This window comes from Blautia sp. AF14-40, from assembly GCF_003479665.1.
Classification (GTDB): domain Bacteria; phylum Bacillota; class Clostridia; order Lachnospirales; family Lachnospiraceae; genus Fusicatenibacter; species Fusicatenibacter saccharivorans.
The window spans coordinates 179,567-205,181 of sequence record NZ_QUHK01000001.1; the positions used below are offsets into that span (position 1 = coordinate 179,567).

Consider the following 25,615-nt stretch of genomic DNA (forward strand, 5'->3'; position numbering starts at 1 on the left):
AGTCAGACTTCCATCAGAAGACCTTTCATATAAGCCTTTAAGATTTTCTTTTTCTCCAGCGAAAGATTATTGTAAAGCGTAATGATTTCCTGTTGTCCTTCGGTAAGCTGCAGGGCATCCGGCTCGTCGAGAAAGAAATCGGCAAGTGTGATGCCGAAAGCGTCGCAGAGCTTCTGCAGGGTAGGGATGGTTGGAATATTGGTGCGGTTTACCATATTGTTTAAGGTAGAATAGGGAATGTCTGCCTCTTTTGCAAGGCGGTAATAAGTCCAGGAGCGCTCGCGGCATAAATCCTGGATATGCTGTATCACATCTTTATCTCTCATAAAAAGATACCTCGTATTCCTATGTAATGTAGCAGTATGAAAAATACTACTCACATATATTATACTTCTGTAAAAGAATAGAAACAGATCTTAAAGAGAGATGCAGAAAAGCTGTACAAATAAGAAATAACTGGATCGTGAGAGGGAAAAAGAAAAACCCGGCAGGAAAACAAGGTCTCCTGCCGGGTTTTGAAACGGTTTCAGATTCTGTGCGCTTACTCTTCGGTGGAATTTTCTTCCAGCTCGTTGAATTCCTCCGTATCCATCAGTTCGTCGAATGCGTCTGCTGCGATTTCGTACTCTTCATCCGAGTCGATATTGTCGAGGTTTGGCTGGCCGTTCTCTTCATAATAGCGGTACAGATAAACTTCGCCGTCTTCGTTCTCGCCGTTTTCATCGAGCGGCAGAAGAGCGATGTACTCTTTCTGGTTCGGAGCTGGGAAAATGGTCAGTACGGCACATTTTACTTCGGTATCGTCGTCCAGTGTCAGGGTAACAGTCGGCTGATCCAGATCCTGGCAGTCGCTGCCGCAGTCTGCGCAGTCTCCGCTGCAGGATGCGCTGTTGAATAATTCTTCACTCATTTGTATTACCTTCCTTTTTCGTGTTCAAGTCTTATCAGGTTCTTGTCTGCCATTCTAACAGATAATAGAAAAAAACACAATGGCTGTGCCGGGAAAGCAGAAAAAATGCGGCTGATACAGGAAAATACGGAAAAGATACAATAAATAAGAACGAAAAAATGAAAAATTAGTCGTATTTTCTATTGACTGTTTTCGGGTACAGTTTTATACTATCACTATTGAATCTAAATATACAGGCAGCTGAACAAACTTATCCTCAACTGCCGGGGAGGCAAAAAATGGATATCAGATTTGAAAAAAGAGAACATTTACAGGAAAAACCGGATCAGAAAAATCTTGGATTCGGAAAACACTTTACAGACTATATGTTTGTCATGGACTGGGACAAAGAGCAGGGATGGCATGATGCAGCAATCGTACCGTACGGCGGAATCCAGATGGATCCTGCAACCATGGTACTTCACTATGCACAGGAAACGTTCGAGGGACTGAAAGCCTACAGAACAGCAGAAGGAAAGATCCAGCTGTTCCGTCCGGAAATGAACGCACGCCGTATGATTAAATCCAACGAGAGACTCTGCATGCCGGGTGTACCGGAGGAGATGTTTGTAGAGGCTGTCAAAGCACTGGTTAAAGCACAGGAAGACTGGGTACCGTCTGAGCCAGGTACATCTCTTTACATCCGTCCGTTCATGTTCGCTACTGAGGCAAGCCTTGGCGTACATATGGCAAAATCCTACAAATTCGTTATCATCACCACTCCGGTTGGAGCATACTATGCAGAGGGCATCAACCCGGTTAAGATCCTGGTTGAGGATGAATATGTTCGTGCAGTCAAAGGTGGCACAGGATTTACAAAATGCGGCGGTAACTATGCAAGTTCCATCGCAGGCCAGGTAAAAGCAGAGAAGATGGGATGCACCCAGGTTCTGTGGCTGGACGGCGTACATCGTAAATATGTAGAGGAAGTTGGAACCATGAACATCATGTTCAAGATTGCCGGCGAAATCTACACCGCACCGCTGGAAGGAACTGTTCTTCCGGGCGTAACCCGTGATTCCCTGATCCATATCTTAAGAGACTGGGGATATAAAGTAAACGAAACACATCTGTCGGTTGACGATCTGATGAAAGCAGGTCATGACGGCACACTGGAAGAAGCATTTGGTACTGGTACAGCAGCAGTTGTATCTCCGGTTGGTGAATTTGTATACAAGGACGATTCTGTTGTTGTAAATGACTTCAAGATCGGTGAGCTGACCCAGAAACTGTACGATACCCTGACCGGTATCCAGTGGGGTAAACTGGAAGATAAATATGGCTGGACTACTCCGGTAGAATAAACCATATAAAACAGAAAAATGCAGATAAGGGGGTCCTTCCCGCACAGCGGTGCGGGGAGGATTCTTTCGCTTCAGAAAAAGATTCAGAAATCGTTTGAAAGGAAACAAAGCAGAATGGATCAGAATCGAATGCCTCTTGTGGAGGCGTTACAACAGTTCCGGGAGGAAGCACCGGCCTATTTCCGTATTCCGGGACACCGGTTTGAGCGCGGGCTGGATGAGACGTTAAACGGAGCGTCGCTTGCGGCGTATGACCTCTCGGAGGCAGAAGGGCTTGACGATCTGCATCACGCGGAGGGCGTGATTGCAGAGGCGCAGAAACTGGCGGCGGAAACGTGGAAGGCAAAAAAAACTTTTTTTCTTGTCAACGGCACAACATGCGGCAACGAGGCGATGGTGCTTTCGTCTGTGAAAGAGGGCGAAAAAATCATTGTTCCGCGAAACGTGCACAAATCGGTGCTGATGGGCCTGATTTTAAGCGGAGCCACACCGGTTTATGTGATGCCGGAGTACAGCACGAAATGGCAGATGTGGGGCGGCGTAACGCCGGAGACGATCGAAAAAGCCTTCGCGGAAACGCCGGATGCGAAAGCCGTACTTCTGGTCAGCCCGACGTACTACGGTCTTTGCAGTGATCTGCAGGCGATCGCAGAAATCTGTCACTGCCACAACGCAGCGCTTCTTGTCGATGAAGCACATGGATCGCACCTCTATTTTTCCGAACAGCTTCCTCTCGGCGCACTGGAAAGTGGTGCGGATGCCTGCGCGCAGAGTATCCACAAAACGGCGGGTTCCTTTACACAGAGCTCCTTCTTATCACTCGGTTCTGGCCGTCTCGATGAGGCAAGAGTGGCCGCCAATCTGCAGATGGTACAGAGTACATCGCCGTCCTACCTTCTGATGGCATCCCTCGATGCGGCGCGGCGCGGGATGGCGCTGCACGGAAAAGAGCGAATGGAACGCGCGCTGGAACTCGGCCAGAGGGCGCGGCAGGAGCTTGCAAAGATCAAAGGAATCGAAGTTCTTGGGACCGAGATGGAAGGAACGTGCGGCGTATGGAAGATCGACCTGACGCGTCTTGTATTCTCGGCAAGAGAACTTGGTATTTCCGGCTACGATCTGCAGGTGCGTCTGTACGAGGAATACCGCGTCAGTACAGAGCTTGCCGACGAGGAGAACGTGGTCTGCGTTATTACCTGGGCAAACAGCGAGGAAGATATCACACGGCTGATCGATGCGCTGGCAGGAATTTCGGCAGCAGAGAGCGGGAAAACGACGGGGCGGACGAAGTTTACAGAAAAGCAGTGGCTGTTCCGCAGCCTGCCGGAGATGGTAAAGACACCGCGCGAGGCATATTTTGCGGAGAAGGAAGCCGTTCCGTTTGCAGAAGCGGAAGGACGAATTGCAGCCGAGATGGCAGCCCCATATCCGCCGGGAATCCCGCTCATCTGCCCGGGCGAGCGGTACAGCAGAGAAATGTTGGAACTGATGCGCCAGTATAAAGCAGACGGCTGCGAATTTCACGGACCGTCGGATGCGTCGCTGGAAGTGCTGTATGTTCTGAAAGAGGAATAAAAGAAAACGGAAGTCGGTTCCCAGCGCTTTGCAACAGAAACCGCAGAGAACAGACTGTCAGGAAAAGGAGATGAATTGCGTATGAAAAAAATGATATCCTGGAACGTAAATGGACTGAGAGCCTGTATGAAGAAAGGCTTTCAGGAATACTTTGAGGCGGCAGATGCCGATATTTTCTGCCTGCAGGAGACAAAGCTGCAGGAAGGACAGATCGACCTTGAGCTGCCCGGCTATCATCAGTATTGGAATTATGCGGAAAAGAAAGGATATTCCGGTACGGCCCTGTTTACCAAAGAGGAGCCGATTTCCGTTCGCTATGGTATCGGAATCGAAGAACATGATATGGAAGGCCGTGTGATTACGGCAGAGTTTCCAGAATACTTTGTTGTAACCGTCTACACACCGAATTCGCAGGATGAATTAAAACGCCTTGCCTACCGGATGGAGTGGGAGGATGCGTTTCTTTCTTATTTAAAAGGACTGGAGCAGGAAAAACCGGTGATTTTCTGCGGAGATCTGAACGTCGCAGCGACCGAGATGGATATCAAAAATGCAAAGGCAAATGAGAAAAACGCCGGCTTTACGAAAGAGGAGCGCGAAAAATTTGCTGTGATCAAAGAAAAAGGCTTTGTTGATTCCTTCCGTATGCTGTATCCGGACACCGTGGCGTATTCCTGGTGGTCATACCGCTTCCAGGCACGCCAGCGGAATGCAGGATGGCGGCTTGATTACTTTATGGTATCAGAGTCCTTAAAAGATGCAGTTGCAGATGCCAAAATCCATACCGAAATTCTCGGTTCCGACCATTGCCCGGTGGAACTGGATTTAGAGGTATAACAATTGGTAACATTGGTCAATTGACAATTTTATTCAAATGATTTACATTAATAGTATGACAATTGCAACAAATTATAAAAAATAAGGGCGGGAATTATGATACAGACAAAAAACAGAGGAAAATATCGAATTTTGCCGGGAAATCCGGAGAAAATGGGCGCATCGGCGACGAAAGACGGATACAATTTTGCCGTAGAAGTATCAGATGGAAAAAAAGCAGAGCTTCTGCTGTACCGGAAAGGTCACCAGAAACCGTTTCTTACCGTGCCGCTTCCGGAAGAGGAGCGCACTGGCGTGATCAGTTCCGTGGAAATCACAGGCCTGACGGTAGGAAAGTTTTCGTATGCCTACCGGATGGACGAAGCTTTCTGCTTGGATCCGTATGCGGGAGCAGTAGAAGGAAGAGAAACCTTCGGTGCACCGATGGAAAAAGAAGAGGGCGCCTGCTGCTGCCTTCTCCCGGAGTACCCGGTAATGCGCACCACCTCACTGCACCGGCCGTATGAGGAGACGATTCTGTATAAGCTCCATGTGCGCGGTTTCACCAAAGACGGAAGCTCCCGTGTAAAGAACAAGGGAACGTTCCGCGGCGTGATCGAAAAAATTCCATACTTAAAAGAACTCGGTATCAATGCAGTAGAACTGATGCCGTCCTACGAGTTTTTTGAGTGGACCTCCCTTACGGAGCCAGCCTATGTATATCCGGCGCCGGCGGAAGAGAAGCGCGTGAATTATTGGGGATACGGCACAAAGGCCCTGTATTTTGCTCCGAAAGCTTCGTATGCTGCATCCGCAGATGCCGTCGCAGAGTTCGCAGAGATGGTCGATGCCCTGCATGAGAATGGTATCGAATGCCTGATGGAATTCTGTTTTGCCCCGGGAACGCCTTCTGGTTTTGCCCTGCAGGTTCTGCACCACTGGCAGCTCCGCTACCAGATCGACGGTTTCCATCTGGTCGGCGATGCATCGCTGGCAGAAGAAGCGTCCAAAGATGCACTCCTTCGGAAGACGAAACTGATTTTCCTCGGTTTTGACGGCGCACGGATCTATCAGGGAAAACGCCCGTGGTTCCGGAATTTAGGGGAACACAATCAGGGCTACCAGTACCATATCCGCCGCTTCTTAAAAGGCGATGAGGGCAGCCTTTCCGACTTCACCTATTATCTGAGAAGAAGCCCGGAGACACACGGTGTGATCAATTATCTTGCGGATCACGACGGTTTTACCCTGTATGACAGCGTTTCCTACGAACAGAAACACAATCTGGACAATGGCGAAGACAATATGGATGGTTCCAACGAAAACCTGACCTGGAACTGCGGCGCAGAAGGCGTGACCCGGAAACCGGCTGTGCGCGCGCTGCGTCTCCGCCAGCTGAAAAATGCCGTTCTCATGCTGATGACAAGCCAGGGAACACCGCTGATTTACGGCGGTGATGAATTCGGCAACAGCCAGAAGGGCAACAACAACGCCTGGTGCCAGGACAACAAAACCGGCTGGATCGACTGGAAAGCAGCCGCCCGGAATCCGGAGTTTGCCGCCTTTGTAAAAGCAGCAATCGCCTTCCGGAAAGCGCATCCGGCGCTGCACGGCGAACGCGAGCCGCGCCTCATCGACTACAAATCCTACGGCTGCCCGGATATGTCCTTCCACAGCCAGAGAGCCTGGTTCTCCCAGATGGAAAATACGTGCCGTTTTATCGGCGTCATGTACTGCGGAAGCTATTTCCAGGATAAAGACGGCAACAAGGACGACGATCTTTATATTGCCTACAACATGCACTGGAATCCGCATGAGCTGGCACTGCCGTCCCTCCCGGAACAGAAGGTCTGGTATCTGACGGCCGACACCAACACACCGGAAGTCTTCCTGACAGAAGAAAATCAGAAAAAAGTCAGCGCAAAAACGGTCATCGTGCCGCCGCGCAGTATCATAATTTTAACAGGAAAGCAGGAGAAGAGGCAGAATGATGAAAGCATGGCAGCACTTTAAAACCATTACCACACACAAAATGTGGGTCATGCGGTACTGCTTCAAAATAGGACTGTACTGGCAGGGACTGACCCACGACCTCTCGAAATATTCGCCGACGGAATTTCTGGTCGGCATGAAATACTATCAGGGCGACCGGAGTCCCAATAACGCCGAGCGCGAAGACACCGGCATGTCAAAATCCTGGATGCACCATAAAGGGCGCAACAAACATCATTTTGAATACTGGATTGATTACGGTATCAATTGTGACACCATCATCAAAGGCGTCCCAATGCCGCGCCGTTACGTCGCCGAGATGATTATGGACCGCATCAGCGCGTCCCGCGTCTACCTCGGAGACGCTTATACCGATCAGGCGCCGTACCAGTATCTCAAAAAAGGAATCGGCCACCTCTGGTTCGTCCATCCCGAGACACTCTCGCAGCTCGAATTTCTGCTGCGCATGCTCTCGGAACGCGGCGAAGACGATACCCTCTATTACATCCGCTACCATTTCCTAAAAGGTGACCCCGTCCCGCGAATGCACTGTCCTCAAGAATGCACCGTCTACGAAGAGGCCATCCGCAAGAAAGTGTCCCCGTCCACTCATTAAGGTATTGGACCCACCCGCCCTCCCGATACTCCTGAGCGTCCCTTTCCCACAACAAAAATACAACTTGTTACAACAACCGTACAAGTTGTATTATAAATTCCAGAAAGGGGAATCACCAATCACATGGAACCAACCACCGGCAAAGCCAAATACTACACCCTGATGGAAGCCCTAAAAGAGCAGATTCTCTCCGGAACCATAAAACCCGGCCAGAAGCTTCCCTCCGAAAACGAACTGACCCGGGAATACGCCCTCTCACGCCACACTGTCCGAAAGGCCCTCGCTCTTCTCGAAAATGAAGGCTATATCACCGCCCAGCACGGCAAAGGAACCTTCTGCTCCGAGCGCGTAATCCAGCGTCATAATTCAAAAAACATCGCCGTCACCACCACCTACCTGTCCGACTACATCTTCCCCCGTCTCATCCAGGGAATGGATCGAGTGCTGAGCGAAAACGGCTACAGCATTATCTTAAAGAACACCTGCAACAGCCGCTCCAAAGAAGAAAAAGTCTTAAAAGAACTCCTCGACAAGCCCATCGACGGCCTCATCATCGAGCCGAGCAAAAGCCAGATCCTCTGCCGCCACATCAACTTGTACGAAATGCTGGACAAGTACCAGATCCCGTATGTCTTCATCCAGGGCTGCTACCCCCAGATGGCAGACAAGCCCTGCATTCTGATGGATGACTGCAAAGGCGGCTATCTGCTGACCCGGCACCTTTTAGAGACCGGCCGACGAAACATCATCGGCATCTTCAAGGCCGACGACAGCCAGGGCGCCCAGCGCCATAAAGGCTACGTGCAGGCGCTGCAGGAAAGCGGAATCCTGTATGATCCCGAAAACGTCATCTGGTTTCACACCGAAGACCGGAAAACCAAACCGTCCCTGATGCTTTCCATGCTGCTCGACAGCAAAAAGTCCGTCGATGCCGCCGTCTGCTACAACGACCAGATCGCGCTCGCCGTCATCTCCATGCTGGAAGAAAAGGGAATCTCCGTGCCGGAAGACATCGCCGTCACCGGATACGACAACTCGCTGATCGGCCAGAGCAGTCCGATCGGGATCACGACCATTGCCCATCCGCAGGAAAAACTCGGTGAGATGGCAGCAGAGCTCATTCTCGAAAAAATCAGAAAAGTCCCGGAAGAAGAAAGCAGCGTCAAACGCCTGATTTCCCCGGAACTCATCGTAAGAGAATCCACTGCAGGAAAAAATCTGTCAACAGAGACGAAAAAATAGAAAAGAACCCAAGGGAGGAAAAAACAATGGGAATGGATGCAAAAACAGCAATCCTCGAACAGAAAACAGCACTTGGTATTGAGTTCGGCTCAACCAGAATCAAAGCCGTCCTGATCGGCGCAGACAACGCCCCGATTGCATCTGGAGATCACGAGTGGGAAAACCGCTATGACAACGGCGTGTGGACCTACACCCTCGAGGACATCTGGACGGGCCTGCAGGATGCCTATACCAAAATGGCAGCTGATGTCAAAGAAAAATACGACATTACTCTGACCCGCGTCGGAGCCATCGGCTTCAGTGCCATGATGCACGGCTATATGGCATTTGACAAAGCAGGAAACCTCCTCGTGCCGTTCCGCACCTGGAGAAACAATATCACAGAAGAAGCAAGCGAGAAGCTGACCGATCTTTTCGGATTCCACATCCCGCAGAGATGGACTATCGCCCATCTGTATCAGGCAATCTTAAACGGTGAGCCGCATGTGGCAGATATCGACTACGTGACAACCCTTGCCGGATACATTCAGTGGAAAATGACCGGCGAGCGTGTCGTTGGTGTCGGCGAGGCATCTGGAATCTTTCCAATCGATTCTGAAACCAACACTTACTTTGCCGACATGATCGCCAAATTTGACGAGGCAGTCGCAGACAAAGCATATTCATGGAAAGCACTCGATGTTCTGCCGCACGTTCTGAACGCAGGTGACAATGCCGGTGTTCTGACAAAAGAAGGTGCCGCACTTCTCGACATGTCCGGAAATCTGGAAGCAGGCATTCCGCTCTGCCCGCCGGAGGGAGATGCCGGAACAGGTATGGCAGCAACAAACAGCGTCCGCGTCAGAACCGGAAACGTGTCTGCCGGAACTTCCGTTTTTGCTATGATCGTTCTGGAGAAGAACCTTTCCAAAGTATACCCGGAGATCGATATGGTAACAACCCCGTCCGGTCATCCGGTTGCCATGGTGCACTGCCAGAACTGTACTTCTGATCTGAATGCATGGGTCAATCTCTTCCGTGAATTTGCGCAGACCTTCGGCATGGAAATCAGCACGAATGATCTGTTCGGCAAGCTGTACAACAAAGCCCTGGAGGGCGACGCAGACTGCGGCGGACTCCTTGCCTACAACTACTTCTCCGGCGAGCACGTAACCGGATTCAACGAGGGCCGTCCTGTCTTCGCGCGTACTCCGGATGCGAAATTCAATCTGGCAAACTTTATGAGAGTCAACCTGTTTACTTCCCTTGGCGCCCTGAAAGTCGGCCTTGATATCCTGATGAAAGAGGAGCATGTTCAGGTCGACCAGATTCTCGGCCACGGCGGTCTCTTCAAGACAAAAGGTGTCGGCCAGAAGATCCTCGCAGGTTCAATCGACGCACCGGTTTCCGTCATGGAGACAGCAGGAGAGGGCGGAGCCTGGGGCATCGCACTGCTGGCTTCTTATATGATCAATAAAGAAGAGAATGAAACACTCGAGGATTACCTCGATGCAAAAGTCTTCGCAGGAAATGCTGGAACCAAGATGGATCCGGACCCGGCAGACGTCGCTGGATTTGAAGTATTCACCGAGCGCTACAAAAAAGGCCTGCCGATTGAGCGTGCAGCAGTAGAGAGCTTAAAATGAACCATCGTTTGGGAAAGACAGAAAGGACAACACAATGTTAGAAGAACTGAAAAAAAGAGTATACGAAGCCAACATGCTTCTTCCAAAATACGGACTGGTTACCTTTACCTGGGGAAATGTCAGCGAGATTGACCGGGAAAGCGGTCTGTTCGTCATCAAACCAAGCGGCGTGGATTACGACCTGCTGACACCGGACGATATGGTTGTCATGGATCTGAACGGAAACAAAGTAGAAGGACGCTACCGTCCGTCTTCTGACACCCCGACCCATCTGGAGCTGTACAAAGCATTTCCAGAGATCGGCGGCATTGTTCACACCCATTCCTCCTATGCGACAAGCTGGGCACAGGCGGGAAGAAGCATTCCGTGCTACGGAACAACCCATGCAGACTACATCTACGGTGAAGTACCGTGCCTGCGCTGCCTGACAAAAGAAGAGATTGACGAGGCATACGAGGAAAACACCGGCCATCTGATCGTCAATGAGTTCAAACGGATGGGAAAAGATGTAAAAGCCGTTCCGGCCGTTCTTTGCAAGAACCACGGACCGTTCACCTGGGGCAAAGATGCGCATGAGGCTGTTCACAATGCTGTTGTCCTCGAAGAGGTTGCCAAAATGGCATACCGTGCCGAGACCATCAACCCGAGAATCCAGCCGGCACCGCAGGAGCTGCAGGATAAACACTATTACCGTAAACATGGTGCAAATGCTTATTACGGACAGAACTAAAAAAGAGTAAGAAGATAAGAAAAGTGTCATCCACAAACTGCAGGGCACACAGCCCGCAGGTGGATGACACTTTTTTGATAAAAACATTTTTATGATAGAAATCTGCTTTTAAAATCAAGTGGTCGTCTGACGCCGGATCAGAAGCGGCGGAACGGTCTTGTGAACCGGCTCGGCAAGCGGCACCGGGTGGCGTTTTTTCCGTTCCTGCATCTGGGAGACCAGAAGGGAAACAGCCTCGTCTGCAATCTGGTCAATCTGCTGGCCGACAGTGCTGATCGGATAGATAGCCTGCTCGGAAATCGGCGCACCGTCGAAGCCGATGAGTTCGTAATCGTCCGGCAGGGTATGGTATTTGCGGATCAGAAGATTTAAAAGAATATTGGCATGATCATCGTTGGAGAGGAAGATGCCCTTTTTCTGACCGGCATATTTTTGTTCGATGTTGTCAAAGATTTCCTGCAGCGGTGCTGCGGCTTCCTGATAGGAGAGTCCAAAATCCCGAATGATAACCTTGTGCGGTACACCGGCCTTTACACAGGCATCCTGGAAACCGGCGAGACGGCGGTAGGCAGGAACATTTTCTTTGGTCGGTGAGTTCAGATGAATCAGGACATCACAGTGGTTATGAATCAGAAGCGAAGTCGCTTCGTACGCGCCGAGGTAGTTGTCTGTATTGACACTGCTGACGAACTGGTCTTCGCGCTCAATTGCAACGACCGGGATCTGCAGATCGGAGAGTTCGCGGGAGGAGAGTGTATGGGAGAGGACGATGAGGCCCTCGATTTTGTACGACATCAGCTCCTGAATGTAGCGGTGCTCCGTCTCGTCGTGGCCGTTTCCGGCGAAGACGAGGAATTTATAGCCATATTTCTCATAAGAAGCAAGAATCTGATTCAGCATCTCGGAATAGTAGTTCATGGAGAGACTCGGGATCAGGACGCCGACAAATTCGGTCTGTCCGTTCGCGAGAATTTTTGCCACTTTGTTTTCTTTATAGTTCAGTTTATCCAGTGCATCGGAAATGATCTGCTGATTTTCCGGTGTCAGGGAATCCGGGTTGTTGAAATACCGGGAAATGGTTGTTTTGGAAAAATGCGTATACTGTGCAATATCATTAAAGGTTACATTTTTTTTTCGTGCCATAAGTTCAAGTGTCCTTCCCTTCAAAAGTGTTGCGTGAATCATGTAAGCTTTCAGAAAAAAACAAATAATATATGAATATAGTATAACATTTCTCGCCCGCCGGAACAAGCGGGAATCGGTTAAGTAACCGGTTTTGTAAAAGTTCCACAAAAGCCAAAAACAAAATTATGGAAAATCACGAAAAGTAAAGAAAATATTGACGAAACCCACTGTCAATGCTATGATAAAGACAACGAAAGTAACCGGTTACTTGACCGGTTACACAAAACGAAGGACAGGACCAGCTGTCCAGAGATAACAGGAGGAATTGTGATGAGAAAGAAATTTAGTGCCAGGGCGGCAGCTCTTGGAATGTCCGGCGTGCTTCTTACTTCTGCACTGACCGGATGCACCTTCGGCTTCGCAAGCGATCCGGATGACCCGAACGCAGTAAAAGAAGAAGTGCCGATCGACATGACCACTGATACCTTCCAGTACGATACGTCGCTTTCCGGAACGAGTATCGTCATCATGAACACAAAAGCAGAAATCCAGACAGCACTGGAAGAGATTGCAAAAGTGTTCGAGGAGAAAGCAGGCGTACATATTGAGATCATGCCGGTAACGGACGGCGATTCTCCTTATACCAAAGTAGTCAGCCTCTACAACTCCGGAAACCCGCCGACACTTTCCATTCTGGATACGACCGATGTCATTGCACTGGCAGAAGAAAAAGCAGCCGACTTAAGCAATGAAGCATGGACCGGCGAGGCAGAAGAGTACCTGACCAAAATCAACGGAAAGGTTTACAGCTTCCCGCTCTGTATCGAGGGCCGCGGTATTATCTACAACAAGAGCGTGATTGAAGATACCTTAGGTACCGAGTTCGATCCATCCGATATCAAAACCCAGGACGATTTCGCAGCACTTCTCCAGAGCCTGCGGGACAACGGAATGAAGAATCCGATCTCCATGGCAAAAGAAGACTGGTCCCTTGGAGCACACCAGCTGCAGTACATCTACGAGACATACAACGGAACCTCCGACGGTGCAGCAGAAGTCATCAACGAGCTGAAGGACGGAACCTTATATCTGCCGGACTACACCCGCATGAACGAGTTCCTGAATACCTTTGACCTGTTAAAAGAGTACAACGTAGCAAAGGGCGATCCACTCGGCGCAGATTACGATGAGATGGCAATTGACCTGGCAGACGGAAAAACCGCTTTCTGGTTCAACGGAAACTGGGCATGGCCGAACCTTGAGGAGGCAGGAGCCGAGACGACCGACGAGTACGGTTTCCTTCCATACTTCCTGAACAATGATCCGGACGACTTCGTCAACAGCAAAATCCAGGCATCCCCGTCCAAACAGATCATGCTGGATGATATCGTGGCTACCGACGAGCAGAAAGCAGCAGCAAAAGAGTTCCTGAACTGGCTGGTTTACAGTGAGATCGGACAGCAGATGGTTGTAAAGACCTGCAGCCTGATCCCTCCGTTTAAAAACAACCCGAACGAGCCAAGCGATCCGTTAAGCCGCGACATTTACGAAAAAGTACAGAACGGCGGAGCATTCAACGCATCTGCGATCGTGCCGAACGATCACTGGTCTGTCCTTGGTGCGGCAATGCAGAAATATCTGGCCGGAAGAAGTGACCGCGAGGAACTGATAGATTCCATCCAGGCATACTGGGATGAGCAGTAAGCCGGAGGATATGAAGGAGGAACGAAAATGAAATCAAGCAACAAGGGAAAAGATTTCTGTGTATTTGCGCTGCCGGGCCTGTTCTGCTTCCTGGCAGTCGTCATGGTACCGTTTATCTACGGTATTTACCTGACCTTAACCGACTGGAACGGTGTTTCCAGCGTGAAAAACTTTGTAGGACTTTCCAACTTCGCAGCCGTTATGCGCGACGCGCAGTTCTGGAAATCCCTGCTGTTAACCTTTAAATATGTCATTGCGGTTGTTGTTCTCGTCAATGTGATCGCCTTTTTACTGGCTTATATCCTGACCCGCGGCATCAAAGGTCAGAACTTCTTCCGCGCCGGATTTTTCACCCCGAACCTGATCGGCGGTATCGTACTTGGATACATCTGGCAGTTCGTATTCTCCCGTGTTTTCGTCAGCATCGGTGAGACCACAGGATGGAGCCTGTTTGAAATTTCCTGGCTTTCTACCCCGAACAAAGCATTTGCAGCGCTGGTGCTCGTTTCAGTATGGCAGCTGGCAGGCTATATGATCCTGATCTACGTCGCCGGCTTTATGGGACTTTCCGAGGACGTGCTCGAGGCGGCAAGCATCGACGGTGCATCCGGCTGGGTAAAAATGAAAAACATTATCCTTCCGCTGATGATGTCCTCCGTTACTATCTGCCTCTTCCTGACCCTGTCCCGTGCGTTCATGGTATACGATGTCAACCTGTCCTTAACCGGCGGTGCTCCGTACGGAACCACCGAGATGGCAGCCATGCACGTATATGAGAAAGCATTCACATCGAGACAGTTCGGTGTCGGCCAGGCAGAAGCCTTTATCCTGTTTATCATTGTAGCCTGCATCAGCGGTATTCAGGTATACACCACCAAGAAGAGGGAGGTTGAAGCATAATGAATCAGAAGAAAATTGGCGGAACAAAGAAAAAAGTAACTGACGCGCTGGCTATGCTCCTTATGATCATCGTTTTCTGTGCGTTCATGTTCCCGTTTGTCATGGTTATCATCAACTCCTTAAAACAGAAACGTGATATCATCAAGAGCCCGTTCTCCTGGCTGTTTACGATCAAAGGTCTTTCGTTTGACAACTTTGTAAAAGCATTCAATCAGATGAACTTCCTGAATGCCTTCAAGAACTCTCTGGTTGTAACCGTAACAGCAACCGTACTGGTTACGGTACTCGCAGCCATGCTGGCTTACTACATCGTGCGTAATGTCAACGTATTTTCCAATATCATCTTTGCACTGATGGTTGCATCCATGATCATTCCGTTCCAGGCAATCATGATCCCGCTTGTCAGTGTATACGGCGGAACCTTAAACATTCTGAACCACAGACTGACCCTGATCTTCATGCACACCGGATTTTCCATGGCGATGTCCGTGTTCATGTTCCACGGATTCATCCGCGGAAGTATCCCGCTGGCGCTGGAGGAGGCCGCTTACATCGACGGCTGTACCCACACCCAGACCTTCTTCCGCATCGTGTTCCCGCTGTTAAAGCCGATCATTTCCACCATGGTAATCATGAATGCGATGGCATTCTGGAATGACTTCCTGCTGCCGTCCCTGGTGCTGACCGACAAAAAGCTGCTGACTCTGCCGCTTTCCACCTACAGCTTCTACGGAACTTACTCCGCAGATTACGGAACCATCATGGCAGGTCTTCTGCTCTGCGTCATCCCGATCCTGATTCTGTACGTGGCACTGCAGAAACAGATCATCAACGGTGTCGTAGCCGGAGCAGTTAAATAAGTAAATCATAGAAATCAAGAACAAGCCGGGCAAAGGAGGGCGGAATTAAAAATGCTTTCTTTTTCCGGCTTTTCTTATCAGAGACAACAAGAAAGAGACAGAAAGGAAATCAAACACATGAAAAACAGATTACACGTAAAAGCGCCGGGCAACTGGGTGAATGACCCGAACGGCATGATTTATTATAAGGGACAGTATCATCTTTTTTATCAGCATTTTCCGTACGCGCCGCGCTGGGGCACCATGCACTGGGGCCATGCGGTGAGTCCGGATCTGATTCACTGGGAGCATGTCGGCGTTGCCCTGTTCCCGAGTCTTTCCGAGGACCAGAACGGCTGCTTTTCCGGAAGCGCAGTAGAAGAGAACGGCGTGATGCATCTCTTTTACACGGGTGTTCACTATAATCAGGTAAATCCGAAGGATATTCATCAGTGCCTTGATCAGGATTTTACCTCGGCGCAGCTTCACCTTACTTCGAAGGACGGTATGCATTTTGATGTCTTCGGGGATAAGGAGGTTGTTATCCCGGCACTCACCGATCCGGAAATCGGCGACAATACGCACACGCGTGACCCGAAAGTCTGGAAGGGAAGCGACGCATGGTATATGGTGCTTGGAAGCACGACGAAGGATCACAAGGGCGAGGCATTATTCTATAAGAGTGAGGATCTTTCCCACTGGCATCTGGCCGGACAGGCGACGACGAAACAGAAGCTCGGCTGGATGTGGGAGTGCCCGGATCTCTTTAACGTAAACGGACGCAGCGTCTTTGTATTCTCCCCGATGGAACTGATCGAGGACCCCGACGGCTATGCGGATCGGGCGATCTGTATGCTGCCTGAGTTTGATGAAAAAACCTGCACAATGAAATTTCCGGAGAACTGGCAGCTTCTGGACTGCGGCGGTGACCTCTATGCACCGCAGACCATGACGGATGCGGACGGAAACCGGATTTCCATCGCATGGCTTCGGATGCCGGAACCGGTAGATGGTATATGGCAAGGCATGTTCTGCCTGCCGCGTGTGGTGGATGTACAGAACGATCATATTTACTTCCGTGTTCTGCCTGCGATCCGCGACGGATTCTGCAAAAAGACGGATTCCCTCGTTTCGGCATGCGGAGAGTGTGCCATGATCCGCGCCGAATTAAAAGAGGGTGAGAGCCTGGAAATCGGCGGCTATAAGATCTGGCGGCAGAGCGGAAAAGTCTGCGCAGACCGCACGGATGTCTATCCATCCGGTGCAAAAGGATGGCTTCATGCCGAGACGCCGCAGTTAAAAGAGGGCGATCTTCTTGAGATTTTCGTGGATCCGAATATGATCGAAATTTATGCAAACAACGGCGAGTACGTATTAAGCCAGGCGGTTTACGGGCTTGGAGAGACATTCTCCTATAAAATGGAGAAAAAACCGGAAATTTATCTGTGGAATGAATGAATCAGCCCAAAAAGTTCTTGACGCATACGGGATTTTGTTCTAATCTAGTACGTAACAGCTTTCTAACGTTAAAGTGACGGGCTGAAAAACGAGATTTCGAAAGATATCCGAAAAGAACGCAAGGAGAGATTATTATGAAGAAAGTAGTAAAATTCGGCGGCAGCTCCCTCGCGAGCGCAGAGCAGTTTAAGAAGGTCGGAGACATCATCCGCGCAGATGAGGGAAGAAGATACGTGGTACCTTCCGCTCCTGGAAAACGAAATTCTGCTGATACGAAAGTAACCGATATGCTGTATGACTGCTATCGCACTGCAGTTGCTGGAAGAGATTTCAAGAAGAAACTGCAGAACATCAAAGCGAGATATCAGGAGATCATCGACGGTCTGAACCTCAGCCTGGATCTTTCCCCGGAATTTGAAAAAATCGCAGAAAACTTTGCCGCAGCAGCCGGAGAGGACTACGCCGCATCCCGCGGAGAGTACCTGAACGGTATCGTGATGGCAAATTATCTGGGATATACGTATATTGATTCTGCAGAAGTGATCTGCTTCGACGAGAACGGAAACTTCCTTGCAGACAAGACTGACGAAGTGCTCTCCGAGCGTTTAAAAGATCTGGATAACGCAGTCGTTCCTGGATTCTACGGCGCAAAACCGGACGGAAGCGTAAAAACCTTCTCCCGCGGTGGATCCGATATCACTGGTTCCATCGTGGCAAAGGCCGTACACGCTGACATCTACGAGAACTGGACCGATGTTTCCGGTTTCCTGGTAACCGATCCGCGTATCGTCAAGGATCCGGAAGTCATTTCCACCATTACCTACCGTGAGCTGCGTGAGCTTTCCTACATGGGAGCTACCGTCCTTCATGAGGACTCCATCTTCCCACTCCGTCAGGAGGGAATCCCGATCCACGTGCTGAACACCAACGCACCGCAGGATCCGGGAACCATGATTGTGGAGAACACCTGCAGCAAACCGAAATTCACCATCACCGGTATCGCCGGAAAGAAAGGCTTTGCATCCATTACGGTTGAGAAGAGCATGATGAATACCGAGATCGGCTTTGGCAGAAAAGTGCTCGGTGTTTTTGAGGACAACAATCTTTCCTTCGAACATATGCCGTCCGGCATCGATACCATGACGGTATTTGTTCATCAGAGTGAGTTTGCAGCAAAAGAACAGCAGGTTATCGCAGGACTGCATCGTGCCGTACAGCCGGATTCTATTGATCTTGAATCCGATCTGGCGCTGATTGCTGTTGTAGGACGCGGCATGAGAAGAACGAGAGGCACAGCCGGAAGGATTTTCTCCGCACTGGCGCATGCACACGTTAATGTCAAGATGATCGATCAGGGTTCCAGCGAGCTCAACATCATCATTGGCGTTGAAAACCGCGACTTTGAAACAGCAATCAAAGCAATTTATGATATCTTTGTCGTAGCGCAGATCTAAAATGAATCTATAAAAAATCTCTGTCAGGAGTCTGAACTTCCGACAGAGATTTTTTTATGGTTTTTATGCCGCCGTATCGCGGGATTCTTTTCGAATGGTGAATGTAAAAATACAGATTACCACACAGCAGATGATCCAGGTCGTCGGTTCGCAGAAGCCGCCGCAAGCGTTCACCTCTCTCCACGGGAATGTCAGCGGATTTTCAAAGCGTATCTGCACCGGACGCCGATGGAATATCTGCAGTGGAGACGGATTCTCGCAGCGGCAGACGATCTGCGGAACACAAACGAATTTTGCCCTTGTCGTTTTTGGGAACAGATGGTATAATCATTTCATAAATGCAAGACATTTGTGAAAAAATATCATAAAGGAACGAGGATGCAAGATGAAACGACGAGTATTACTGAAATTGAGCGGAGAAGCTCTTGCAGGAGAGAAACACACCGGTTTTGACGAGCCGACCGTCACAAAAGTGGCAAAACAGGTAAAAACTCTGGTAGACCAGGGGATTGAAGTCGGCATCGTAATCGGAGGAGGAAACTTCTGGAGAGGACGCAGTTCCGAAAATATCGACCGTACCAAAGCAGACCAGATCGGTATGCTGGCAACCGTTATGAACTGTATCTATGTATCAGAAATCTTCCGTTCCCAGGGAATGATGACCGCAGTTCTGACTCCATTTCCATGCGGAGAGTTCACAAAAGGATTTTCCAAAGACCGTGCAAACAAATATTTCCAGCACAACATGGTTGTATTCTTTGCCGGCGGTACAGGCCATCCATATTTCTCAACCGATACGGCAACCGTACTTCGCGCGATTGAGATCGAGGCAGACGAGATTCTGCTTGCAAAAGCAGTAGACGGTGTCTACGACAGCGATCCGAAAACAAACCCGGATGCAAAGAAATTTGACGAGATTTCCATTCAGGAAGTCATTGAAAAGGATCTGAAAGTGGTAGATATGACCGCATCCATCCTTTGCAAGGAAAACAAAATGCCGATGCTGGTATTTGGTTTAAATGAAGAGAACAGCATTGTAAATGCTGCAAACGGAAAAATTAACGGCACAAGAGTAACGGTATAATTAATAAAAATTCAGCAGTAAAACACTTGCTGTTTTACTGCGTAAGAAAATGATTCAGGTGTGAGCAGCTCTCCTTTTGCGAAGCAAAACTTTAAATGAGAGCTGCGAATGTCACAGTTCGCAGAACTGTGACCGTATAAGAGATAGCAGGAGGACAAATTTAATATGGCAAATCAGATCGACGAGAGAGTAAAACCGTTTGAGGTAAAAATGGGCAAATCCATTGCAAGCCTCGATTCCGAATTCGGAACCATCCGCGCAGGCCGTGCAAACCCGCACGTACTGGACCGCATTACTGTAGATTACTATGGAACACCGACTCCGCTGCAGCAGGTGGCAAACATCTCTGTTCCGGAAGCACGTATGATCCAGATCCAGCCGTGGGAAGCATCCCTGGTAAAAGAGATCGAGAAAGCGATCATGATGTCTGACCTTGGCATCAACCCGTCCGATGACGGAAGAGTCATCCGTCTGGTATTCCCGGAGCTTACCGAGGACCGTCGTAAAGAGCTGGTAAAAGAGGTAAAGAAAAAAGCAGAGGGCGCAAAGGTAGCCATCCGCAACATCCGCCGCGATGCCAATGATGCGTTCAAGAAACTTGCCAAAGAGGACGTTTCCGAGGACGAAATCAAAGAGCTCGAGGAGCAGACCCAGAAATTAACAGACAAATATATCAAAGAAGTAGATCAGATGGTGGACGTAAAATCCAAAGAAATTATGACCGTGTAATACAAAGAAAACGAGGGGCTGCCTGTCATTTGCAGGCAGCCTGTTATCGTTTACGGAGGAAAAAAGTATGGATAATGAATTAAAAGTGCCGAATCACATCGCCATCATCCTGGACGGAAACGGCAGATGGGCGAAAAAACGCAATATGCCGCGCGGCTACGGCCATATCGTCGGATGCGACAATCTGGAAAAAATGTGTGACGTGATTAAAGACATGGGTGTCAAATATCTGACCGTCTATGCGTTCTCAACCGAGAACTGGAAACGCTCCCGCGCCGAGGTGGAGGGCCTCTTAAAGCTGTTCCGCCAGTATCTGAAACGATGCATCAAAAAAGCACATAAAAATCAGATGCGCGTCAAAATCATCGGAGATCCGAGCGCATTCCCGCAGGATATTCAGGACAGCATTCATGAACTGGAGGAGTGCTCCAAAGATTACGATCACATGTACTTCCAGATCGCAATGAACTACGGTTCCCGCGATGAGATTCTGCGCGGCATGACCCGCATGATCGAGGATGTGAAAAACGGAACTCTCGCAGAGAATGCGTTTGATGAGAACGGAAAACTGACGGAGCAGTGTTTTGAGAGCTACCTCGACACCGCCGGAATCCCGGATCCAGATCTTCTGATCCGTACAAGCGGCGAGCAGCGCCTTTCCAACTACCTGATGTGGCAGCTGGCCTACACGGAATTTTACTTTACCGAGGTTCCGTGGCCGGATTTCCACGAAGAGGAATTGAGAAAAGCCATCGAACAATATAATAACAGAGACCGGCGTTACGGCGGCGTGAAGGAGGAATAAAAAAGATGTTTAAGACAAGACTGTTAAGCGGCATCGTGCTCGTCCTTGTGGCGCTGCTTACGATCTGCAGCGGCGGAACTGTGCTCTATATGACGGTTCTGTGCCTGTCGTTGATCGGCGCAGGAGAGCTGTTCCGCGTGATGAAGGTAAGAGAAGATAAATGGAATCTGTTGGAAATTACGGGCTATGCGGGCGTTGTGATTTTCTATCTGTCCCTGCTGCTTCATGACCCGATGTACCAGATGCTCGCGCTGATCCTGGATCTCGTGCTTCTGATGGCAGTATACGTATTTACTTATCCGAAATACAACGCCAATCAGGTGATGCCGGCGTTCTTTGCGATTGTCTATGTCGGCGTAATGCTTTCCTATGTATATCAGACCCGTATGCTGGACGGCGGAAAATTCCATGTATGGCTGATTTTCCTGTGCTCCTGGGGCTGCGATACGTGTGCATACTGTGTCGGCGTACTCTTTGGAAAACATAAAATGGCGCCGGTTTTAAGCCCGAAAAAATCCGTAGAAGGAGCTGTCGGCGGTGTCGTCGGAGCGATTCTGCTCGGCATCATCTATGCGGCTGCGACAAAGGGCGGCATGGTGGAATACGCCATCATCTGCGGTGTCGGCGCGCTGATCTCCATGGTCGGAGACCTTGCGGCATCCGCAATCAAACGAAATCAGGGCATCAAGGATTACGGAAAGCTGATTCCGGGCCACGGCGGTATTCTTGACCGCTTCGACAGCGTGATCTTTACCGCACCGATCATCTATTTCCTGTCGGTGCTTCTGATTCATTAAAAAAGCTTCCCCTACAGCATAAACGGGAAGCAGATGGGAGAAACTGGAATATGAAGAAAATAGCAATTCTTGGTTCAACCGGTTCGATCGGAACCCAGACCCTCGATGTCGTGCGTGCCAACGGCGATCTTGAGGTGGTCGGCATCAGCGCCGGAAGTAATATTACACTGCTCGAGCAGCAGATCCGGGAATTTCATCCGAAGTTTGCGGCAGTCGGCGATGAGGCGAAAGCGGCAGAACTCCGTGACAGAGTGAAGGATCTTCCTGTAAAAATCGGCAGCGGCATGGACGGCATGATCGAGCTTGCCACGATGCCGGAGAGCGAAATCCTTGTGACAGCGATCGTCGGCATGATCGGCATCCGCCCGACGGTTGCGGCGATGAAGGCAGGAAAAGACATTGCACTGGCAAACAAAGAGACACTGGTAACGGCGGGACACATTATTATGCCGCTGGCAGAGGAATGCGGTGTGCAGATCCTTCCGGTGGACAGTGAGCACTCGGCGATTTTTCAGTGTCTGCACGGGGAAAACAGAAAAGAAATTGAAAAACTTCTGATTACTGCATCCGGCGGTCCGTTCCGCGGAAAAACAAGAGCGGAGCTCGAAAACGTAACGGTAGAGCAGGCGCTCCGTCATCCGAACTGGTCGATGGGGCACAAGATCACGATTGATTCCGCGACACTCGTTAACAAAGGACTGGAAGTCATGGAAGCAAAATGGCTGTTCGGTGTTGATCTCGACCACATCCAGGTTGTGGTACAGCCAAAGAGCATTATCCATTCCATGGTAGAATTTAAAGACGGCGCTGTCATGGCACAGCTTGGCACACCGGATATGAAACTGCCGATCCAGTACGCACTGTATTACCCGGAGCGCCGCTTCCTTGCAGGCGACCGCCTCGACTTTGCGGCGCTGACACAGATCACGTTTGAAAAACCGGATATGGATACCTTCCTCGGCCTTCCGATGGCAATGCAGGCGTCCCGGACGGGCGGCTCCATGCCGACGGTCTTCAATGCGGCAAATGAACGCGCCGTTGCACTGTTCCTCGCGAAGAAGATCCGTTTCCTCGAGATTTACGACGTGATCGCCGGTGCAATGGAAGCACACAAAACGATTGCCGATCCGACGCTGGAGCAGATTCTCGCGGCGGAGCAGGAGACGTATGAATGGATTGCGAACAGATATAAGATGGGAGAATAAGACAGCATGATTGTAAAAATCCTGATAGCCGTACTCATTTTCGGAATCACCGTCATTATCCATGAGCTGGGGCATTTTCTTTTGGCGAAAGCGAATGGTATTACCGTGACGGAATTTTCGATCGGCTTTGGCCCGACGGTGGTAAAGACAGAAAAAGGAGGAACGGTCTATTCCTTAAAACTTCTGCCTTTCGGCGGTGCGTGCCAGATGCTCGGCGAGGACGGTGAAGAGGAGGGGGAAGGAACCTTTAACAGCAAATCCGTGTGGGCAAGAATTTCCGTCGTTGCGGCGGGACCGGTGTTCAACATGATTCTGGCATTTTTCTGCGCAATCTTTGTGATCAGTTACGCGGGAAGTTCCCCGGCGCGCGTCACAGAAGTGGCAGACGGTTCGCCGGAGGCAGAGGCAGGCCTGGAAGCGGGAGATATCATCACTTCCTATGAAGGAAGACATATTTCCATCGGAAAAGAGCTGAACTCTGTGATGACGGTACGGGGTGTGCCGACGGATGAGATTACGCTGGAGGTTAAAAAGGCCGACGGGGAAAAGAAAACGATCACATATGAACCGACGGTGACAACGCGGTATATGATGGGCTTTAACTACGATGACTGTGACCGCGGCATGGAATTCACGTATGTGCAGCAGAATATGCCGCTTGCCGCTGCGGGTGTTGTCGCGGGCGACCTGCTCGTATCGATCAACGGAGCGCCGATCACCTGTGTGGCAGATTTTACTGCTTACCAGACAGAGCATCCTTTCGATGGAAGCGCTGTGACGCTGGAGTATGAGCACAGCGGAAAGACGAAAGAGATTACGGTGACACCGGTTGAAAATACGTATGCGAATGTACAGTTTTCGTATCAGCTCCGGGAGAAACAGTCCCCGATCGGCGTGCTGAAATACAGCGTGCTGGAGATCAAATACTGGGTGCGCACCGTCATTGACAGCGTCAGTATGCTGATCACCGGACAGTATTCTGTGAACGATCTTTCCGGCCCGGTCGGCGTGGTGGATGCGATCGGAACCGCCTATGATGATGTAAAATCGCAGGGCGTTCTGGTTACGGTGATGACGATGCTGAACATGGTGATTCTGCTGTCATCAAACCTTGGCGTCATGAACCTGCTGCCGCTCCCGGCACTCGACGGCGGACGGCTTGTCTTTCTGATCATAGAAGCCATCCGCAGAAAACCAATCCGGCGAGACCTGGAGGGTATGGTTCACTTCGCGGGCCTGGTGCTTCTGATGGCGTTGATGGTCTACGTCATGATCCACGACGTCCAGCGGATCCTGTAAATCGAAAAATGAAAAGCAACAAAGCCTCATATTCTGCATACCATAAAAGGAGTGCAGGATATGGGGCTTTTTTATGAAAAATTTGCGTATGCAGCAGGAAATGACTGACCGCGGGCGGCTGGAAATCCGGGTAAATACAAGAATCCAGGCGCGGCCTGTTTCCGGGGCGCGGGTGACGGTTTCGTATACGGGAGATCCGCAGAATGTGATCGAGGAGCTGATTACCGACGGGGACGGCAGAACGGAGACGCTGGATCTGGCGACGCCGCCGCTCGAGTACAGTCTGGAACCGAATGTGAATCAGCCGTATTCCGAATATACGGTGAAAGTGGAGGCGGAAGGGTATGAACTGGTTGAAGTGACGGGCTCCGAGCTTCTTTCAGGAGAACAGTCCGTCCAGCAGGTGGACCTCAAACTGGCAGAGGGCGCAGCGTTTGCGGATGTGACGATCCCGGACCATACGTTGTTCGGCGAATATCCGGCGAAAATTCCGGAAAGTGAGATCAAGCCGACGAGGGAGAGCGGTGAGATTGTGCTGTCCCGTGTCGTGATCCCGGAGTATATCATCGTCCACGACGGAGCGCCGACCGACAGCACGGCACGCGACTATTATGTGCGGTACCGCGACTACATCAAAAACGTGGCGTGCTCGGAAATCTATGCAACATGGCCGGATGCGGCGATCCGGGCGAATATCCTCGCAATCATGTCATTTACGCTGAACCGTGTCTATACAGAATGGTACCGCAACAAGGGATACGATTTTACGATCACTTCGTCGACGGCCTACGATCACAAATGGATTTACGGCAGGAATATTTTCGACAGCATTTCCCTTGTGGTCGATGAGATTTTTGCTGATTACCTGTCGCGCCCGAATGTGAAACAGCCGATTCTGACGCAGTACTGTGACGGAAACCGTGTGAGCTGCCCGAACTGGATGAGCCAGTGGGGGTCCAAAAACCTGGCGGACCAAGGGTATTCAACGATTCAGATTCTCCGCAATTATTATGGAGACAATATGTATATCAACACGGCGGAGGAGATTTCCGGCATCCCGTCCTCCTGGCCGGGGTATGACCTCACCATCGGCTCGTCCGGGAACAAGGTACTGCAGATGCAGGAGCAGCTGAACGTGATTGCGGAGGTGTATTCATCGATTCCGACGGTCTATGAAAATGGCTATTTCGATGAAGAGACGCAGGACGCCGTCGAAGCGTTCCAGCGGCTGTTCGGCCTGCCGGTTTCCGGCATTGTGGATTATCCGACATGGTACAAAATTCAGTCGATTTATGTGGCTGTGACGAGGATTGCGGAGCTGCAGTAGGTATACAAAAGTCTTTATAAGGGGCGTGTTTTCTGCGAAA

Annotated in this window: 24 protein-coding genes; 21 read left to right on the plus strand and 3 right to left on the minus strand. The window is 50.2% G+C overall.

What is annotated here, in order from left to right; all coding sequences use genetic code 11:
- Positions 1-2 precede the first annotated feature (2 nt).
- The gene (locus tag DWW13_RS00880) at positions 3-326 is read right to left on the minus strand and encodes a helix-turn-helix domain-containing protein (RefSeq protein WP_117800904.1); all 324 of its coding nucleotides are present in this window, start codon (positions 324-326) and stop codon (positions 3-5) included.
- Positions 327-541: 215 nt separating this feature from the next.
- On the minus strand, positions 542-910 hold the full coding sequence (locus tag DWW13_RS00885; RefSeq protein WP_118718990.1) for a DUF1292 domain-containing protein: 369 nt from the start codon (positions 908-910) through the stop codon (positions 542-544).
- 278 nt (positions 911-1,188) lie between these two features.
- On the opposite strand from DWW13_RS00885, the gene DWW13_RS00890 reads away from it, so the two are divergent.
- The 8 genes from DWW13_RS00890 (at position 1,189) to DWW13_RS00925 (ending at position 10,849) form a co-directional block, all read left to right on the plus strand.
- Positions 1,189-2,253 carry a branched-chain amino acid aminotransferase gene (locus DWW13_RS00890; protein ID WP_118718992.1) on the plus strand — a complete coding sequence of 355 codons (1,065 nt, stop codon included), beginning with the start codon at positions 1,189-1,191 and terminating at the stop codon, positions 2,251-2,253.
- Positions 2,254-2,367: 114 nt separating this feature from the next.
- Complete coding sequence (locus DWW13_RS00895) at positions 2,368-3,828, plus strand: aminotransferase class I/II-fold pyridoxal phosphate-dependent enzyme (protein WP_158554953.1); 1,461 nt, start codon at positions 2,368-2,370, stop codon at positions 3,826-3,828.
- Between the two features lie 81 nt (positions 3,829-3,909).
- Positions 3,910-4,665, plus strand: a complete 756-nt coding sequence (locus DWW13_RS00900) for an exodeoxyribonuclease III (RefSeq protein WP_118718994.1) — start codon at positions 3,910-3,912, stop codon at positions 4,663-4,665.
- Positions 4,666-4,761: 96 nt separating this feature from the next.
- Entirely contained in the window at positions 4,762-6,657 is a 1,896-nt protein-coding gene (locus DWW13_RS00905; RefSeq protein WP_055218161.1) for an alpha-amylase family glycosyl hydrolase, read from the plus strand.
- Positions 6,635-7,252 (plus strand): DUF5662 family protein, encoded by a 618-nt coding sequence (locus DWW13_RS00910; RefSeq protein WP_226906316.1) that lies wholly within the window; start codon positions 6,635-6,637, stop codon positions 7,250-7,252. Before DWW13_RS00905 ends, DWW13_RS00910 begins: the two co-directional genes overlap by 23 nt.
- Before the next feature lie 123 nt (positions 7,253-7,375).
- Positions 7,376-8,494 (plus strand): GntR family transcriptional regulator, encoded by a 1,119-nt coding sequence (locus DWW13_RS00915; protein WP_118697219.1) that lies wholly within the window; start codon positions 7,376-7,378, stop codon positions 8,492-8,494.
- 32 nt (positions 8,495-8,526) lie between these two features.
- Positions 8,527-10,119: a xylulokinase gene (locus DWW13_RS00920; protein ID WP_334294899.1), complete on the plus strand. Its 1,593-nt coding sequence runs from the start codon at positions 8,527-8,529 to the stop codon at positions 10,117-10,119.
- A gap of 34 nt (positions 10,120-10,153) precedes the next feature.
- Positions 10,154-10,849, plus strand: coding sequence for an L-ribulose-5-phosphate 4-epimerase (locus tag DWW13_RS00925; RefSeq protein ID WP_022461490.1), 696 nt, complete (start codon positions 10,154-10,156; stop codon positions 10,847-10,849).
- 114 nt (positions 10,850-10,963) lie between these two features.
- On the opposite strand, the gene DWW13_RS00930 is transcribed toward DWW13_RS00925, so the two are convergent.
- Positions 10,964-11,992, minus strand: coding sequence for a LacI family DNA-binding transcriptional regulator (locus DWW13_RS00930; protein ID WP_055266684.1), 1,029 nt, complete (start codon positions 11,990-11,992; stop codon positions 10,964-10,966).
- Positions 11,993-12,304: 312 nt separating this feature from the next.
- Between DWW13_RS00930 and DWW13_RS00935 the strand changes: the two genes are divergently transcribed.
- The 13 genes from DWW13_RS00935 to DWW13_RS00995 all read left to right on the plus strand — a co-directional run bounded on the left by DWW13_RS00935 (position 12,305) and on the right by DWW13_RS00995 (position 25,575).
- Entirely contained in the window at positions 12,305-13,678 is a 1,374-nt protein-coding gene (locus tag DWW13_RS00935) for an ABC transporter substrate-binding protein (protein WP_117760371.1), read from the plus strand.
- Between the two features lie 27 nt (positions 13,679-13,705).
- Complete coding sequence (locus DWW13_RS00940; protein WP_022461493.1) at positions 13,706-14,578, plus strand: carbohydrate ABC transporter permease; 873 nt, start codon at positions 13,706-13,708, stop codon at positions 14,576-14,578.
- A complete protein-coding gene (locus DWW13_RS00945) occupies positions 14,578-15,438 on the plus strand; it encodes a carbohydrate ABC transporter permease (protein WP_022461494.1) in 861 nt (286 codons plus the stop codon). Before DWW13_RS00940 ends, DWW13_RS00945 begins: the two co-directional genes overlap by 1 nt.
- A 117-nt stretch (positions 15,439-15,555) precedes the next feature.
- Positions 15,556-16,875, plus strand: a complete 1,320-nt coding sequence (locus DWW13_RS00950; protein WP_117801219.1) for a glycoside hydrolase family 32 protein — start codon at positions 15,556-15,558, stop codon at positions 16,873-16,875.
- Positions 16,876-17,009: 134 nt separating this feature from the next.
- On the plus strand, positions 17,010-18,329 hold the full coding sequence (locus DWW13_RS00955) for an aspartate kinase (protein ID WP_117800910.1): 1,320 nt from the start codon (positions 17,010-17,012) through the stop codon (positions 18,327-18,329).
- Positions 18,330-18,404: 75 nt separating this feature from the next.
- Positions 18,405-18,656 (plus strand): helix-turn-helix domain-containing protein, encoded by a 252-nt coding sequence (locus DWW13_RS20100; RefSeq protein WP_226906317.1) that lies wholly within the window; start codon positions 18,405-18,407, stop codon positions 18,654-18,656.
- Positions 18,657-18,714: 58 nt separating this feature from the next.
- Entirely contained in the window at positions 18,715-19,413 is a 699-nt protein-coding gene (gene pyrH / locus DWW13_RS00965) for a UMP kinase (protein WP_022461497.1), read from the plus strand.
- A gap of 210 nt (positions 19,414-19,623) precedes the next feature.
- Entirely contained in the window at positions 19,624-20,142 is a 519-nt protein-coding gene (frr, locus tag DWW13_RS00970; RefSeq protein WP_373141022.1) for a ribosome recycling factor, read from the plus strand.
- Between the two features lie 67 nt (positions 20,143-20,209).
- Complete coding sequence (uppS, locus tag DWW13_RS00975) at positions 20,210-20,947, plus strand: polyprenyl diphosphate synthase (RefSeq protein WP_022461499.1); 738 nt, start codon at positions 20,210-20,212, stop codon at positions 20,945-20,947.
- A 5-nt stretch (positions 20,948-20,952) separates the two neighbouring features.
- Positions 20,953-21,744: a phosphatidate cytidylyltransferase gene (locus tag DWW13_RS00980; protein WP_022461500.1), complete on the plus strand. Its 792-nt coding sequence runs from the start codon at positions 20,953-20,955 to the stop codon at positions 21,742-21,744.
- A 50-nt stretch (positions 21,745-21,794) separates the two neighbouring features.
- Positions 21,795-22,949, plus strand: a complete 1,155-nt coding sequence (locus tag DWW13_RS00985) for a 1-deoxy-D-xylulose-5-phosphate reductoisomerase (RefSeq protein ID WP_055266585.1) — start codon at positions 21,795-21,797, stop codon at positions 22,947-22,949.
- A 6-nt stretch (positions 22,950-22,955) separates the two neighbouring features.
- On the plus strand, positions 22,956-24,248 hold the full coding sequence (gene rseP / locus DWW13_RS00990) for an RIP metalloprotease RseP (RefSeq protein WP_022461502.1): 1,293 nt from the start codon (positions 22,956-22,958) through the stop codon (positions 24,246-24,248).
- 73 nt (positions 24,249-24,321) lie between these two features.
- On the plus strand, positions 24,322-25,575 hold the full coding sequence (locus tag DWW13_RS00995) for a peptidoglycan-binding protein (RefSeq protein ID WP_117509058.1): 1,254 nt from the start codon (positions 24,322-24,324) through the stop codon (positions 25,573-25,575).
- The last annotated feature ends 40 nt before the right edge of the window (positions 25,576-25,615 follow it).